17 protein-coding genes and 1 pseudogene are annotated in these 16,197 nt (G+C 37.2%); 6 read left to right on the top strand and 12 right to left on the bottom strand.

The genetic code is table 11. The annotated features are described in order from the left end of the window. The first annotated feature begins 50 nt into the window (after positions 1-50). A complete protein-coding gene (locus SC79_RS10245; protein ID WP_039074935.1) occupies positions 51-761 on the top strand; it encodes a GntR family transcriptional regulator in 711 nt (236 codons plus the stop codon). An 87-nt stretch (positions 762-848) separates the two neighbouring features. Here the strand turns inward: SC79_RS10245 and SC79_RS20570 are convergent, their stop codons facing one another. Beyond that, positions 849-1,079, bottom strand: coding sequence for a hypothetical protein (locus SC79_RS20570; RefSeq protein WP_197057936.1), 231 nt, complete (start codon positions 1,077-1,079; stop codon positions 849-851). A gap of 447 nt (positions 1,080-1,526) precedes the next feature. Between SC79_RS20570 and SC79_RS10240 the strand changes: the two genes are divergently transcribed. From SC79_RS10240 to fbp, 3 genes are all read left to right on the top strand, one after another. Next, a complete protein-coding gene (locus SC79_RS10240) occupies positions 1,527-2,081 on the top strand; it encodes a hypothetical protein (protein WP_039074934.1) in 555 nt (184 codons plus the stop codon). A gap of 40 nt (positions 2,082-2,121) precedes the next feature. Then, complete coding sequence (locus SC79_RS10235; protein WP_039074933.1) at positions 2,122-2,283, top strand: hypothetical protein; 162 nt, start codon at positions 2,122-2,124, stop codon at positions 2,281-2,283. 240 nt (positions 2,284-2,523) lie between these two features. After that, complete coding sequence (gene fbp / locus SC79_RS10230) at positions 2,524-4,449, top strand: fructose-1,6-bisphosphatase (RefSeq protein WP_039074932.1); 1,926 nt, start codon at positions 2,524-2,526, stop codon at positions 4,447-4,449. Between the two features lie 342 nt (positions 4,450-4,791). On the opposite strand, the gene SC79_RS10225 is transcribed toward fbp, so the two are convergent. The 8 genes from SC79_RS10225 to SC79_RS20565 all read right to left on the bottom strand — a co-directional run bounded on the left by SC79_RS10225 (position 4,792) and on the right by SC79_RS20565 (position 12,412). After that, entirely contained in the window at positions 4,792-5,022 is a 231-nt protein-coding gene (locus tag SC79_RS10225; RefSeq protein WP_039074931.1) for a hypothetical protein, read from the bottom strand. A gap of 238 nt (positions 5,023-5,260) precedes the next feature. Further along, positions 5,261-7,234, bottom strand: a complete 1,974-nt coding sequence (locus tag SC79_RS10220) for an AAA family ATPase (protein ID WP_039074930.1) — start codon at positions 7,232-7,234, stop codon at positions 5,261-5,263. Position 7,235: 1 nt separating this feature from the next. Then, on the bottom strand, positions 7,236-7,742 hold the full coding sequence (locus SC79_RS10215) for an ABC-three component system middle component 4 (protein WP_039074929.1): 507 nt from the start codon (positions 7,740-7,742) through the stop codon (positions 7,236-7,238). Next, entirely contained in the window at positions 7,732-8,982 is a 1,251-nt protein-coding gene (locus SC79_RS10210) for an ABC-three component system protein (protein ID WP_052245591.1), read from the bottom strand. Before SC79_RS10210 ends, SC79_RS10215 begins: the two co-directional genes overlap by 11 nt. A 182-nt stretch (positions 8,983-9,164) precedes the next feature. After that, the gene (locus tag SC79_RS10205) at positions 9,165-10,427 is read right to left on the bottom strand and encodes a hypothetical protein (protein WP_039074928.1); all 1,263 of its coding nucleotides are present in this window, start codon (positions 10,425-10,427) and stop codon (positions 9,165-9,167) included. Between the two features lie 81 nt (positions 10,428-10,508). Next, on the bottom strand, positions 10,509-11,447 hold the full coding sequence (locus tag SC79_RS10200; protein ID WP_039074927.1) for a DUF6994 family protein: 939 nt from the start codon (positions 11,445-11,447) through the stop codon (positions 10,509-10,511). 234 nt (positions 11,448-11,681) lie between these two features. Next, positions 11,682-12,161: a 23S rRNA (pseudouridine(1915)-N(3))-methyltransferase RlmH gene (gene rlmH / locus SC79_RS10195; RefSeq protein WP_003226975.1), complete on the bottom strand. Its 480-nt coding sequence runs from the start codon at positions 12,159-12,161 to the stop codon at positions 11,682-11,684. A gap of 80 nt (positions 12,162-12,241) precedes the next feature. Then, on the bottom strand, positions 12,242-12,412 hold the full coding sequence (locus tag SC79_RS20565) for a CxxH/CxxC protein (protein WP_003236479.1): 171 nt from the start codon (positions 12,410-12,412) through the stop codon (positions 12,242-12,244). Positions 12,413-12,596: 184 nt separating this feature from the next. Between SC79_RS20565 and SC79_RS10190 the strand changes: the two are divergent. Further along, positions 12,597-13,007: pseudogene (locus tag SC79_RS10190) on the top strand (hypothetical protein). Positions 13,008-13,040: 33 nt separating this feature from the next. Here the strand turns inward: SC79_RS10190 and fdhA are convergent. Then, positions 13,041-14,267 (bottom strand): formaldehyde dehydrogenase, glutathione-independent, encoded by a 1,227-nt coding sequence (gene fdhA / locus SC79_RS10185; protein WP_082022653.1) that lies wholly within the window; start codon positions 14,265-14,267, stop codon positions 13,041-13,043. A 69-nt stretch (positions 14,268-14,336) separates the two neighbouring features. Then, positions 14,337-14,507 (bottom strand): hypothetical protein, encoded by a 171-nt coding sequence (locus SC79_RS21140; protein WP_039074925.1) that lies wholly within the window; start codon positions 14,505-14,507, stop codon positions 14,337-14,339. A 151-nt stretch (positions 14,508-14,658) separates the two neighbouring features. On the opposite strand from SC79_RS21140, the gene SC79_RS10175 reads away from it, so the two are divergent. After that, on the top strand, positions 14,659-14,955 hold the full coding sequence (locus tag SC79_RS10175; RefSeq protein WP_039074924.1) for a hypothetical protein: 297 nt from the start codon (positions 14,659-14,661) through the stop codon (positions 14,953-14,955). Between the two features lie 72 nt (positions 14,956-15,027). On the opposite strand, the gene SC79_RS10170 is transcribed toward SC79_RS10175, so the two are convergent. After that, positions 15,028-16,191 (bottom strand): hypothetical protein, encoded by a 1,164-nt coding sequence (locus SC79_RS10170; RefSeq protein ID WP_039074923.1) that lies wholly within the window; start codon positions 16,189-16,191, stop codon positions 15,028-15,030. Positions 16,192-16,197 lie beyond the last annotated feature (6 nt).

The following is a 16,197-nucleotide window of genomic DNA, read 5'->3' as shown; positions in this document are numbered from 1 at the left end:
TATGTTATAATTTTGACAAGTGAAACTAAACGAATAAATGAGGAATGCGTATGTTAAAGTACCAGCAAATCGCAGCGGAGATTGAAAAGTATATAGAAGAACATGAGCTGAAACAGGGAGACAAACTGCCAGTGCTAGAAACCCTTATGGCCCATTTTGAGGTCAGCAAAAGCACGATTACAAAATCCTTGGATCTATTAGAACAAAAAGGCGCGGTCTTTCAGCTCAGAGGAAGCGGCATTTTCGTCAGAAAGCATAAACGAAAAGGCTACATCAGCCTCCTGTCGAATCAAGGATTTAAAAAAGACCTTGAGGATTTCAATATCACCTCAAAAGTCATTGAACTGGACGTGAGAAAGCCGACACCAGAAGCGGCGGAAAACCTCAACATCGGACTTCATGACGACGTCTACTTTGTCAAAAGGGTCCGCTACATCAACAGCCAAACCCTTTGCTATGAAGAATCCTATTACAACAAATCCATCGTCACATATTTGAACAACGAAATCGTCTCCCACTCGATCTTCCATTACATCCGGGAAGGACTGGGGTTGAAAATTGGTTTTTCGGATTTGTTTCTTCACGTGGATCAGCTGAATGAGGAAGAAGCGGAATATTTGGGGCTGAAGGCTGGACTGCCGAAGCTGTATATAGAAAGTATTTTTCACCTGACGAATGGCGTTCCGTTTGATTTCTCGAAGATTTCTTATAATTATGAGCAGTCGCAGTTTGTGGTGCAGGCGAATAGTTTTTTGTTATAGAGTCCAATTATTGAAAAGACCAAGAAAATTCATTCTTGGTCTTTTCTGTGTAAGTTCACTTTTTTACAAATGAAAGCTCCTTTCATTTCATTTATGTTTAAGTACAACCTGTACCGCATCCTCTTTCAACTCATCAAAATAATTTGTAAACTCAGAGGCACCTGAATAAGAAATACAAAGGGACCTATAAGGTTCCTTGATAGAAGGAAATCCCTTGCTGGAACAGTAGGTACTGCTCATTTTAAAAGAGAATAATTGAGTTTTTTGAGTTGAACTATTCAGTTTTGCTGCATAAATAGCTTTATTACTGCGATCCACACACATGCCCTGCATCGCAGTAAAATATCTTGATTTTGATAAAGGTATATAAGTTGTATACGTGTTAAAGTAACCTGATTGAGCGTATACAGTAGTGACAGCTAAAACTGCTTATCCTAAGACAACCGTCGTTATTAAGACTCTTTGTTTTCTAAACATCTACGCTATCCTACTGTATTTTATTTCCAAATTATAATTAAAGAAATTTTATCGTCAATGCATTACCTATTCATATGAATTTAATTATCTCACCTTATTTAGATTAAGAAACTATTTGTCTAACCCTTAAATATATGAAAACAAAAGGACCCACCAATGTCTGTGACTTTTGGAACAAAAATGAATAACTTGGTGATTCAATGTAATGAAATTCAGTGATTTTTATATATAAGGGTTTAACAGTAAAAATATCTCTGTTAGTATGACAACCAAGGAGGAGGATAAATTATGCAAAGAATAATGAAGCTAACCACAGTAAAACTGGCTGCCTTGGTAATCCTAGTAGGTGCCTTATCCCTCCCGGTTTTACCTAATGTCGTAGATGCCACAGAATCCCAAGCTACATACAACGTTGAAAACCTCAACGATAGTGAGCTGAAGATGACGTTCAATCATGCAGATGTTCATCTTGACGCTGATGGAAATGCAATCCTAAAAGATCACGTAACGGGCGAGGAACAAGTTCTTCCTAAAAGCTTAACTGATAAAAATGGAGATCATGTTACACCACAATACGAAAAAATCGATCATGGCGTTTTGATCAAATTAGTAACCCAAGATTCTGGACAAACTAGCGGTACAATCAGCACCCAATCGGTTGGAAAATGTATTCTAGGGACTGGCGGCGGTGCGATAACTGGTGGAGGTACACTAGGTCTTGCAGGAGCTGCCGTAGGAACAGTCACAATCCCCGGCATTGGAACTGTAGGGGCTGGCGCAGTTGGTGCAATTACCGGTGCGGTTGGCGGTGCGATGACTGGAGCTGCTGCATCTTGCTTCTAATATAGAACTCTTCTTTCATTAACTATGAAAGGTGGTCGACATGTACAAAATCATCATTCCTGCAATACTAGCCATCTTCATACTTTGGATACTATTACAGATTTCACTAGAGATGAGCATCTTTAAGAATCCAATGAACTACTTTATTGGATTCATTATCTTTTTCCTCTTTATAAAGATGGTGAAAGAAAAAAAACAATAATTTACTTTAAACGGCTTTGGGAAACCAGATTTTGAATGAAATCTGGTTTTTTTGATTTATTTTATACACACGCGCCCCGGAACCTCTTCCCTTTCATTTTCATTGTCTCTAAAAGGCGTTATGCGGTACTATCATATAAAGGTCGACTGATGAAAAACAATGTCACACTTTTAAATGCAACTGATCATGCAAAAGCTTATAAATAGGGATAGCTTTATTCTATAAAGGGGATGGACGATTTTGGAAAGCAAATACTTAGATCTACTCGCGCAAAAATACGATTGTGAAGAAAAAGTGGTAACGGAAATCATTAATTTGAAAGCGATTCTGAACCTGCCAAAAGGCACCGAGCATTTTGTCAGTGATTTGCACGGGGAATATCAGGCCTTCCAGCACGTGCTGCGTAATGGTTCAGGACGAGTAAAAGAAAAAATTCGCGATATTTTCAGCGGTGTCATTTACGATAGAGAAATTGATGAATTAGCAGCATTGGTCTATTATCCAGAAGATAAACTAAAGTTAATCAAACACGACTTTGATACGAAAGAAGCATTGAATGATTGGTATAAAGAAACGATAAACAGAATGATTAAGCTCGTTTCTTATTGCTCCTCGAAGTATACCCGCTCCAAACTGCGCAAAGCACTGCCTGCCCAGTTTGCTTATATTACGGAGGAGCTGCTGTATAAAACAGAAGAAGCCGCCAACAAGGAGCGATATTACTCTGAAATCATAGATCAGATTATTGAACTTGGCCAGGCTGATAAGCTGATCACCGGCCTTGCTTACAGCGTTCAGCGACTGGTGGTCGACCATCTGCATGTTGTCGGCGATATTTACGACCGCGGTCCGCAGCCGGATCGGATTATGGAAGAACTAATCAACTACCATTCTGTCGATATTCAGTGGGGCAATCACGATGTGCTTTGGATAGGCGCCTATGCCGGTTCCAAAGTATGTCTGGCCAATATCATCCGTATCTGCGCCCGCTATGACAACTTGGATATTATTGAAGACGTATACGGCATCAACCTGAGACCGCTGCTGAACCTGGCGGAAAAATATTATGACGATAATCCGGCGTTCCGTCCGAAGGCAGACGAAAACAGGCCAGAGGCTGAGATAAAGCAAATTACAAAAATCCATCAAGCGATTGCGATGATCCAATTCAAGCTTGAGAGCCCGATTATCAAAAGACGGCCGAACTTTAATATGGAGGAACGGTTGTTACTAGAAAAAATTGATTATGACAAAAATGAAATCACGCTGCACGGGAAAACATATCAACTGGAAAACACCTGCTTTGCGACGATTAACCCGGAACAGCCTGATGAGCTATTAGAGGAAGAAGCAGAAGTGCTGGACAAGCTGCTATTCTCTGTCCAGCATTCCGAAAAGCTGGGCCGCCATATGAAATTTATGATGAAAAAAGGCAGCCTTTATTTAAAATATAACGGCAACCTGTTAATTCACGGCTGTATTCCTGTCGATGAAAACGGCAATATGGAAACGATGATGATTGAGGACAAAGCCTATGCGGGCCGTGAGCTGCTCGATGTATTTGAACGATTCTTACGGGAAGCGTTCGCCCATCCGGACAAAACCGATGACCTAGCGACAGATATGGTCTGGTATTTATGGACAGGTGAATCCTCCTCTCTCTTCGGAAAACGCGCCATGACGACATTTGAGCGCTATTTCATTAAAGAGAAGGAAACACACAAAGAGAAGAAAAACCCGTATTATTATTTACGCGAGGACGAGGCAACCTGCCGAAACATCCTGGCAGAATTCGGCCTCAATCCAGATAACGGCCATATCATCAACGGCCATACGCCCGTAAAAGAAATCGAAGGAGAAGACCCAATCAAAGCAAACGGAAAAATGATCGTCATCGACGGTGGCTTCTCCAAAGCCTACCAATCCACAACAGGCATCGCCGGCTACACGCTGCTATACAACTCCTACGGCATGCAGCTCGTCGCCCATAAACACTTCAACTCCAAGGCAGAAGTCCTAAGCACCGGAACCGACGTCTTAACGGTGAAACGATTAGTGGACAAAGAGCTCGAGCGGAAGAAAGTGAAGGAAACGAATGTCGGTGAGGAATTGCTGCAGGAAGTTGCGATTTTGGAGAGTTTGCGGGAGTATCGGTATATGAAGTGAGGGGTGTGGGGTTCAGAGATTATTCTCTGGGCTCTTTTTTTGGTTTTCCATTATCTCATTTAGCACTGTAAATTACAATTTTCTGCAACGTTTTAATTCATAAATGCGTAAATAAAATGCCAATACAAATATAGAGTGTGCTAATTTGTATGAACAAAAAATTAAAAATGAAATGATTTGCTATCAAACAAACCCCCAAGAATGTCATAACGACATACCCCTTTTTTGAAAATACTATTTTTATTCAAAGTTATAATCACTTGGTAAGTCAAATTGCTCTCTTAATTCGTCATACCAGCGCTGTTTGTCACGCTCAGAAGGGTTGACGTATACTTCATATTGCTAGAATAATTGAATAAGTGTTTCGTGTATTACTGTATCTTCTATACCCTCAATTATTTTATTAGCTTCAGGCATAAAACGGTCTCTAATATTTGGAAAAAAATCTTGTTTATAACTCTTTCCCTCTTTCTTCAATAACTCTTTTACCATAGGCGATAGGTAAACATCTTCTAGCACTTGTTTCAGTACATAAGGGTTAAAATATGGTTTCCTTGGCTGATTACTTTTCATAATTATGACCTCCTTTTGGTTTCAGGTTAATATATATTATTTATTCCCAGTATTTTAAGGAGAATATTAAAAATATAAAAACACAAAAAGCTCATTAGCATGATGATAATGAGCTTTGTTATATTTAGGTATTTAAATTACTCTTGTAGGCTGTACCAACATGAAGTATGAATTAACCAATAAATTCTTTTTTTAAAAAATGTTTGAGTTACTCTTTTATTTTCACCCTTTGGGTTTATTAGTTTGCATTGTTTATAAAACCTATTTCGTAACCTTCTTTATCTTCCGTACTAAATCTTTTAACCACATATTGAGCAAAATCTTTATCAAGATCATCAGGAAAGTCATTATCGACTAAAATAACCTGATGTTCAATCCCCTTTTCAAGAAAGTCATTTGACATTTTTTGTAGATAATCATAGATTCTGATATACTTTTTCGGGTCATCTAGCCCTTCTATTTTACTTTCTTTGGCACCATCAGCGTCTTCACTATATTTTTTTGTTTTACCTAGATATTTACCAATAGTATCAAGCATTATTAAGCTTGGAAAATTAGTTTCGTTGATCAAGCTATTCTTTAATATACTTGTAATATAACCCACAGAAACTAAAGTTCTTAGACCTCCCGAAGTTAAATCTATATAGTCTCTATCTCTAACAATTGGTAAAAATGTTTTTTCACTAAAACTTATACCATAGGCATTCTTTATTGGAATATACTCTAAAAAATCTTTTAAGTATGTCCCTAAATCACTTAATGTTTCTTCCACAGACGGTGTTTGTTCTTTTAATGATTCTAATTTAGAATCCAACTCACTAATCTGATTAGCGATTACCTTTTGTTTTTGTTTTAATTCACTTAATTGTGATCTTACCTTTAAAAAGTATTTCACCTTATCAAGTTGTTCTTTATAACTCGATAATTCTGAAATCACCATATCCCTCTGGCTTATATAAGGAGAAATAAAAGTTTCGGCTTTAGTGTCTAGAATACTTTTTGCTTTATCTAATTGAGTTCTATTTGATATTATTTCATCTTCGATTATAAATAGTTCATCTCGTAACTCATCTACAATTTTATTCAAGTCTTTAGATCTGTTTTTTATACTATTGATTTCTTTTTTTAGAACATCTTCATTGTGCTCGATAAAATGTTTTTTTATTTCTGATGTTTCCATCCTAGAATCACACAAAGGACACTCAACTACCTTATAATTTAGCATTGAAATACTATCCTTAACTTGTAAAACAGTTTGTAATTTATTTATTTCATTGTAATACTCTTTTCTTAGTCTGAGGTTTTGCTCTAACTGAGCCTCTTTGTGAGATTTTTTAGTAAATAGAATATTTATTTTTTGTTCTATTTCAAGTACTACAGATCGTAATTCCTCCATTTCAGCATTATTCGACTTCATTTTGTCAGTTATTTTATTTTTTTCTTTTTCGAGAAAAATTATCTTTTCATTTAACTCTTCTTTTTCAGCTTGCAGCGAACCTTCAGTTGAAAGTTTTGTTTCAAGTAAAAATGAAGAAATTGCCCCATACTTATTTTCAATTTCTTTCTTTTCTCTAACTTTTTCTCCTATCATATTTTGCAATTCTGTAATTTGTGTATCTAGCACATTATGTAAAAATTTAAATGTTTCTTTGTTTTTAGCCATTAACGAATAATTTTTTCTATCCAATAAGTCTCTACTTCCAACATCGTCTTGATCAAAATAACAATACTTAAATATATCTCTAAAGCTTAACCTTACCATAGGAGAATTATCCTTAGAAGGGGATTTTTTAACTTTAATGATGGGTATATTTAAACTAGATAATAAAAAATCAGAAAAATAACCAGCTGCCCCTTCTTTTTCATAATTAGGAGAATACTCTAGAGGGAATACATTCTCTATATTTTCAATATTTGAAGAAAAAACTTCTATATCCGCTTTTGGATTGAATATGTCTCTTTTTATTGTATAAACTTTATTACTTAACGATACTTCTAGCAAAGCATATTTTCCATGCTGTTCAATCTCATCATACATGTACACTTTTTTGCTTCCTAACAAATAATCTATTAAATTTAATATGCTGGATTTTCCAGTGTCTGAATCTCCATGGATAATATTGATTCCATTTTCAAAATTCACATGATACGATTTTGACCTACCTATTAAAACCATCTTATTAATTATTAATTTTGGTGATTTCACAACCATTTTATATCCCCTTTACTAAAGGATTTACAATTTTCTTGAGTTCACTTGTACTTACTGATCTTAATATAAGCATCTCATTACATAATTCCTTAATTCTCATTGTGTAATCCGTTTCAGTTCTATTAACTATGGTTTTTCCCTTTTCCGTTAGGATATAAAAAAGTTCGTTTTTTTCTTGAACAACATCTATCATGTTGTATGCAATCATTAATTTAGATAGTTCTTTAGCAAGTTTAATATCAAGTAGAGTAATTTTATTAGGAAATAAGCTAGAAACCGAGCCAGTTTCAATGTTTAACAATTTCAAGCTAGTCTTGTTTTTAACAGCTAATACCTGTTTTAGTAGATATGGATATTTAATTAAAAAATCAAAAATCGTAAGTTTATCTAAATTTAATATTAATTTCCCTCTTGTTGTGTACGCTAATATTTCTATTATTATTAAAAATCTAATCAATCTTAAATTGATGTCATTTTCGGTTATAATAATTGGTATATTATTTCTCATTATGATCCCTAGCCTTTCTAAAATCCTCTATATTTTTTATGGAATGACTTTTAGCCCACCATATATCTTTATCTAGGCTGTTTGCAAGTTGTTGTAACATACCAGTTTTTTTATTAGCATCTATTAGAGGGATTGCAGTTTTTAAGAACTCTTTGTCTCTATCAATTATATTTTCTAAAATCTTATTTAGAAGTTCATTACTTGATTTTATTTCTCCATCCACCAGTTTATTGAAATATATTCGGTATAAACGTTCTAAGTTATTGTAAAGTTGATCTAATTCTTCGATATCATATCCTTTGCTTATCATGGACCTAATCATATACTCCGCATTAAAGAAAGTTTGCTTTGAGTCATCAATTAGCGAATTATGAACATCAGCTATTAATAACTTCAATACAAATAATTCATCATCTAATTTACCATCATCAATAAACGTCTTTGGTTTCATATCTTCAGAAAAATGTTTTTCCTTCACATACGTACTGAGGTCTTTTTTTATCCCCTTGTATACTATGCTGTTTTTTGATTCAGGCTTACATATATTAAAGTGATCATTATTACAAGCGACCTTTAGTTTTTTCCCCACCTGATATGAAACTGCATTTTGCTCTTCGACAATCTCATCATATTGCCCAAAATAATATACTGTTTTGGGAATCCTCTCCTTATTTTCTATCCAATCTTCATTAACCTTGTCAAGAAAGGCACTTAATGGCTTTAGGTCAATTACTTGTGGGTTCGATCTAGCTAGTTTTCCACCTATATTAGCCCAATTTGAGCCTTTATGTGGTACAGCAAGTGATAGAAATAATTTTACTTTTGTACTTTCATTTTCGTTCAAATCATCAAGAATAAATGCTTTTGATATTAACCCTCCCATGCTATGAGCGATTAATATTATATTTTTGTACTCTTCGCAATATATTTCTATCGAGGACTTTAAGTGCTCACTTAAACTTTTGATACTAATATTTTTTGCAATATTTGAAGGCTTAGCAAAAATAGTCCTTATTAACCCTGAGGTGAACCTAGCTTTCTTAAAGTCTATTAACTTAGTAAAGTAATTAAAATACGCTATATCAAAATTCTCATTTATGAAATCTTCTTCTGAAAGCATTTCAGGAAACTTATATTTTGTTGAGTTTGTCCATGTCTCAGAATCACTAGTAAATCCGTGAATAAAAATAATTAAATTTTCTTTATTATTTTCTTTAATAAACTCAATCGGCGGTTTCAATTGCATTCCCCCTAAATAATTCTTACAATACATATTTTAACATTAATTAGCCGTAAAGAAACTATTACTTAAACAGTTCAATTTTATCAAAATAACAAACCTGTAATGATTAATTTTTAACTGCCGATTAAAAAGACAAGCTCTTTAGAACTTGCCTTTAGTATGAAAATTATTATTTACTTTTATTCCGTATAACTTCTCATCTCTGATTCCCATTCGCTTCGTATTTCCATTTCATAGTCTTTGATATTATCTAACCACGCATCACAACCATCAATAAAATGGAAAAGTCCTAATAAATAGCTATAAAAGTTAGCTACATCAATCTCTACATCATTAAACTTGTACTCATTGCTGTATGAACATGGATATCTAAACATATCTCCATGCTTATCTATGGAACTTATAGATCTAATATAGCTCTCTGCCAGCTCAAGTATTTCTTCCTTTTGATTATCTTCTTTGGAGTAATGAACTAACATCGGTTTGATCGACCTCCATAGGTCTTTATATAACAAGTGTGAGTTCCTTTTACTTTTGACGATATGCGCGTCCACACCTTGGCTCATCTGCATATGAAGAAGTCTTTTTAATCCTATCTCAATAGCGTTTCTCATTAAAAAAACTATTGGATAAAATAATCCTTCGTCTTTTGATTCTTTAAAATTTCCAAACAAGAACGTTGCAACCTCACTATATCCTGTAATCTGCTTATGAAATCCATTACTCCATGGTGAATCATGTAAATAGCAATTATTTATCCGTGTGTTTGTTAACTGTAAAAAATGAGGTTCTTCTTCAACGTTTAATTCAACTCCATTAGACCATTTACCATAAATCATTTTATTTAAGGTGCTATAACAATATATTAATCGGTTACCCATATGAACTATATCTAATGCCTTATCGCCATACTGTTGCATGAATTTATCTTTAAATGGGTATCTGAAAAGGTCTGAATTGGAATCTATTAATTCAATACTATCTAAATATTTTTCTAACCATGTTTGTTCAGCTTCATTTAGCTCTTCAACTCCATAGTTATCTTTATAGATCTTGTACAACTCCTTAACATTATGTTTTGTAGCAATAAATATTGTTTGTAATTCGTTCTTAGTTGCCCCATTAATAGCTATTCCTGACTTAATCAATAATTCTATAGCTTGCCGCATAGTTGCCCCATTAATAGCTATTCCTGACTTAATCAATAATTCTATAGCTTGCCGCATCATATATACACTAGGTAAAAACCACATGTCATATTTAATATTATTGTGCGTACCTTCTACGATTTCTTTTAAGATAATATAGCCAGCGTTCATATACTGCTTAGCTAGCTTGGTATAGTCTTCTGCTGAGTTTTTACTCCACTTTATATGTACCTTCATCTCTTCATTTACTATACTTTTAATGCTTTTGTCTTTTTCTACCCAGACATACTCCAATCTAAATACCCCTCCTTTTCAGATGATTTGTTTTCCTATTATTGATTGTTTGCAATACAATTCACCCTAATCTCTCAAAATTTAATTGAGTTTAACTTTTAAATTCCTATACAACTCAATCAGGATTTTTTCATTTCTTTTTTTAATAGCATCATTTAAAACACTTAAGTATTCATAAAAAATCTCCGGTTTCATTGGTAAAGCAACACTTTCAAAAGAATGATTAGTCCAAAAAACCATTGGAATATAACATCCATCTTCGTCCTTCAATAATTCGTCACCATCTACTAATTGAATAAAGTTTTGTAAATAGTTTTGTTCCACAAAGTCATTCCAACCCGTAAAGTGACTAAGCCATTTTTTACAATGTGCTATTGATGTTTTTTCTTTAGTATTATCTCCATCTGGGTTTAGTAATTGTTTTAATGACTCATCATTAGAGTACTTATACCATTTCTTAATTTGTTGCAAAGTTAAATCCCAAAAATCATACCTTGCGCCCTTACCACTACGCTCTGAATTGAAATAGCTTGGTACTGGTATCATATTACCTATTGTATGATGTAGCTTTGCAAATTTTTCTATTTGCTCTTTTATTTTCTCATTACTTTCAAAGTGCTTTTTATAATGACTATATGTAGTTACAAAAGATGTCATTGTATCACCACGATAATACTCCTTTTCTTTATCATGGTTGATTATTAATTGATACTTATACTTCCGCACATAATAATAAGGTTCTTTTGTATACTGTTTGGTAGGTCTACTAGCATTAACTTTTTTTTCATCAAGAAATCTCCAAGCCTTCATATATATATAAACAGCCAATTCACAAACATCGCAGTCTATAGAGTATTCATCATGTGCAGGCTTATGTTGTTTAAATTTTTTCAATTTTGTTATATTAGTATCAAGCTCTGATATGTTCAATAATTCGTCTTTTTTAAATTCATCTTTCATGTCATATATAACAACTTTGTCTTCTTTAAAAAGTAAAGACCTTACCTTTTTTTCATTCATAAAGGTTAATTACCTTTCTAATAAATGTTTATTTTTCTTATTACTTCTATTTTACCAAATAACCCTGTTTTTTATTGCAATGTTTTGAAATTTCAGCTAATTACATCAAAAAGAACAAGCTATTTTAGGCTTGTTCTTTTTTTCTAAAACAATTGTAAACCGTCTATATCATTTGATTTTTCAACTTAGACAGTTTATACATTTCAACAGTAATCTGTTGTTTCTTGTTTACCATCACTTGTGATACGGTTCCCCACGATTAATCCGAAAAGCCCGATAAATCTGCTCAACTAGTATGAGACGCATCAACTGATGAGGAAACGTCATCTTTGAAAACGACAGCTTTTCATCCGCTCGCTTCATCACCGCGTCACTCAATCCGAGTGACCCTCCGATAACGAAGGTGACTTTGCTTTTTCCATATGTAGCCAGCTTATCTATTGTATCGGCTAGTTCTTCGGATGTTTTCATTTTTCCTTCGATGGCGAGGGCGATGACGTGGGCGTCGGGGCTGATTTTGGATAGGATGCGGTCGCCTTCTTTGTCTTTTATGATTTTCATGTCCTGGTCGCTTAGGTTTTCCGGCGCTTTTTCGTCCGGGAGTTCGATAATGTCGATTTTTGCGTAGGCCGAAAGTCGTTTTGTGTATTCTTCAATGCCTTGCTTGAGGTATTTTTCTTTTAGTTTTCCGATTGTCACAATATTGATATTCACAGGTCATCCCCACTTTAGAAACAAGTTATTCATATATGTTGTCCACAATTGTGGATATCTTTTCTGTATTTTGTGTAAGATCATTCGTTCCCCACTATATATACTGCGGGGTCTCCACATAATTCACAGGCTGTGGATAAACTGTTAGTATGTTCGATTTTTCTGATTTCGGGCGGCAGCTCGTGGTCGTCTATGTACATATCCAGCACGGTTTCGATGTGTTCTTCACAGGAATAATACGTTTGTTTCATGTTCAAATCCTCCGATGGTTTCTTGCGTTTTTGTTAATGTTCTCTTCCCAATATAACCTATTTATTCACATGTTAGTAGTGCTTCGGGCTGAGTTTTATCCACAATTCGACAAACAAGCTGTTGATGACTCTATTTCGCTCGTGTGTTAGTTTGGTTGTAACCGATGTTTGGGGAGGTCTGCATTTGCGCTTTAGATGGGTTTGGCTTTTTGTGTTCATGTTGTTGCTTGCTGGGTGTCAGCCGTCTTATTGGGTGTTAGAGTAGGATCGACTTGATGAAGTGACAGATATTAAAATGTACGTAAACGATCTTCAAATGCATGATGACGTAAAAGGATATCAAGTCTTCACCATTTCAGAAGGCAAAAAAATGGTTGTTGTGTCTCTTGGAAGCAGAGAGAAGGATAAAAAGCTTGAGGTGTCAGGCGTCAAATTCTTGCCTAAAGAAACGATTGTAACTGTGAAGCGAAAACCCGCTCCCAAGGCAAATGAGAAAAACCCTTATATTCTGATTGGACTGGATAAAATAGAAGGGGATTTCATCGTCCAAGACGAATCAGGAAATCACTTTGAAGAAACAGATGACCAGCAATAAAGCCGGCGTTCTGAGAACGTCCGGCTTTTTCTCTTACTTCAGCATTCCATGCGGGTCGATGACGAATTTTTTGGCTGCGCCTTTATCGAAGTCGCTATAGCCGTTTGGCGCTTCGTCCAGCGTTATGACGGTGGCGTTGACGGCTTTTGCGATGTGCGCTCTGCCGCTCAGGATCGCTTTCATCAAATTGCGGTTGTATGTCATGGCGGGCGTTTGTCCGGTGACAAAGGTGTGGGCTTTGGCCCAGCCGAGTCCGAAGCGGATTTTTAAAGAGCCTGTTTTCGCGTCCGCATCCTTTGCACCGGGATCTTCGGTCACGTATAAGCCCGGAATGCCAAGGCTTCCGCCGACCTGGGTGACGTCCATGATCGAGTTCAGTACGGCGGCTGGCGCTTCTCCTTGGCTGCCGTGTCCAGATGCTTCAAAGCCGACACAGTCCACTGCGGCATCAACGGTCGGTTCACCTAGTATTTGTTCAATTTGCTCGCCAAGGCGGTCGTGTTTTTGCACGTTGACCGTTTCACAGCCGAAGCTTCTCGCCTGTGCCAGTCTGTCTTCGTTCAGGTCACCGACAATCACCGTCGAAGCGCCAAGAAGCTGGGCGGAGTGTGCAGCTGCTAAACCGACAGGACCCGCTCCCGCGATATAAACGGTTGAACCTGTTTGCACGCCCGCTGTGTACGCCCCGTGGAAGCCGGTCGGAAAAATGTCGGATAGCATCGTCAAATCGAGAATCTTTTCTAACGCCTGTTCTTTATCCGGGAACACCAATAGCTGAAAATCGGCGTACGGCACCATGACGTATTCCGACTGGCCGCCGACCCAGCCGCCCATATCGACGTAGCCGTAAGCCGATCCCGGCCGGTCCGGATTGACATTCAGGCACACATGCGTTTTTTGCGTTCTGCACATCACACAGCGCCCGCAGGCAATATTGAAAGGAACGGATACGATATCACCTTTTTTGATAAATTCAACATCCCTTCCCGTTTCAATCACTTCTCCGGTGATTTCATGCCCGAGCACCAAGCCTTCAGGCGCCGTCGTACGGCCTCTCACCATGTGCTGGTCGCTTCCGCAAATGTTTGTGGTAAGCACCTTCAAAATCACCCCGTGCTCACATTTTCGGTTCACATTCGCCTTTGGAACGCCGGGCCCGTCCTTCAAGATTAACTCCGGATAACCGATATCCTCCACCGCTACAGATCCTTTGCCTTTGTACACAACCGCTTTGTTTCCAGTCAACGCCATTCCTCCCATTCATGGTTTTGGGTTTTGGGCTTTGCGCCCTTGAACATGACTTCGGTTCGTCATGACCCTTTCCCTTTTTCACGACTGTTTTTTCTGCAGCTTAACGACAATAAAAATGCCAAGCCAGCAGCCGACAATGGTTCCGACGATGTCCAACCAGCCCGCTTTTCCTCCATTAAGCAGGAACACAGTAACCGCCGAAGTCAAACCAATAATCGCTGCTTGCATAATGACACGTTTGGTGCCCATTTGATCCCCCCTTTACCCGTCATCCAATCCAATCGATACATTATTTTACAAAAATTCACAATTCTAACACAGAATTAATTTAAAACAGATAGGATTCTCAAAGAAACCATTGAATTTTATATTTGATTTCAAAAAAATGGGAGGGAAGAAAATGTTTAAAAAAATTGTGATTGGAACATTGGCTTTGGGAATTTCACTAGGTGTTGGAGGCACTTTTGCTAGTCCGGCTTCTGCGGCTGAATTCTCTACACAGGAAGTCAAAGCACAGGATATCAAATATGTCACGGGTTATAAAGTGACTTACTGGGGGCTTTCTGATTACAACGATATTCCTGACTATTACAACTACTCAATTGATGGCTATAAAGGAACATTGGAGCTTTATAACTTTGAACCACGTTATGACGGTGGCTGGACAGCTTTCTATCAAGGATATGTATCAAACTAAGCAACAGAAAAAGAGACTTCCTGCAAGTCTCTTTTTCGTATTTCCTGAGAAATAATGTGACAATATTGCCGCTTAAAACCCCTTCATCACTTCAAAATCATACAGCTTCAAATGACTCTTCGGCGTCACGACATCCTTTACCTTCCCCATCTCTTTTTCTTTCACTTTTTTTCCGGTTTTCAGGCTGTATTGTTCAATATATGCAGGCTGGTTATAAGTGTATGTGAAGAAATAGAGGCTGCTGCCTTTTCGGGTGATTTCTTTGAAGTCGGCTTTCATTTTTTCTGGTGAAAGGGTGAAGGCAATGGTTGATTTTCCTGTCTTTGCGTCGATTTTATATACTTTTCCGAAGCCGTCAATGAAGTACAGGTATCCCTCATGAAAGAAAAAGCTGTTTTTAAAGCTGAAGGGCATGGAGCTGTAAATCGTTTGTTCGTCGTTTTTGTAATCGGCAATATTGTACAGCTCTACTTTGCCGCTTTTCTTGTTGATTTTGACCATTTGATAAAGATTACGAGCCTTTTGGCCGCGGATCATGACATAAACCGCTTGATCGTCCACAGCAAGCTGGGATTCGATTGAGGCTCCTTCCCGATACTGCCATTCCGTTATCGTGTGATAGGCGAGCTTCTGTTGATCGGCTTGAATCTGGAGGAGCTGATAGCCTTTTTCGTCAGCTGTCGGGACAAGTGTGTAGATGGTGCCGTCATGAAAACCGGAGGCGCGGATGTAATGGGAGATAACGTCTTTTTTCCACTCTCCGTCCATCTGGCGGTACAGCTCTGAGCGGTACCCGTCTCCCTTTTTGTCGTAGCCGGAGTTGTAGAGGGTGTAAAAACCGTCCGTTTGTTGTAAAAAGCCCGCACTGTCACCGGTGTGCTGATAGGCTCTTTTATGGGAGCGCAGGCCGTTTTTGATCGTGTAAATCGTGTTTTTATCCTCCAGCATCACACTGTCGCCGTGAACCTTGGCTGAGCCCAGCTCAAGACCCTTCATCTTAAAAGAAGACAGCAACCCGTCTTGGCTGATAAACAGGGCGTAGCTTTTCCCGCCGCCGAATGCATCTTGATCCGCAGAGGTTGAGAGATACAGCAGGACTTCTTTGTCATCGAGAAAATCAGGGTCTCTGAGCTCCTGCTGACTCACAGCTTTATGGCTTTTGAGAGGAGAAACGAAGACAAATAGTGCGATCCCTGCGAGAATCAGCATGGCGATAGGGATCATCCACTTCCTCATATCCTT

Source organism: Bacillus sp. MSP13 (assembly GCF_000815295.1).
Classification (GTDB): Bacteria; Bacillota; Bacilli; order Bacillales; family Bacillaceae; genus Bacillus; species Bacillus vallismortis.
Note: the sequence above shows the minus strand (reverse complement) of the source record. Positions and strands in the feature narration are given on the sequence as shown.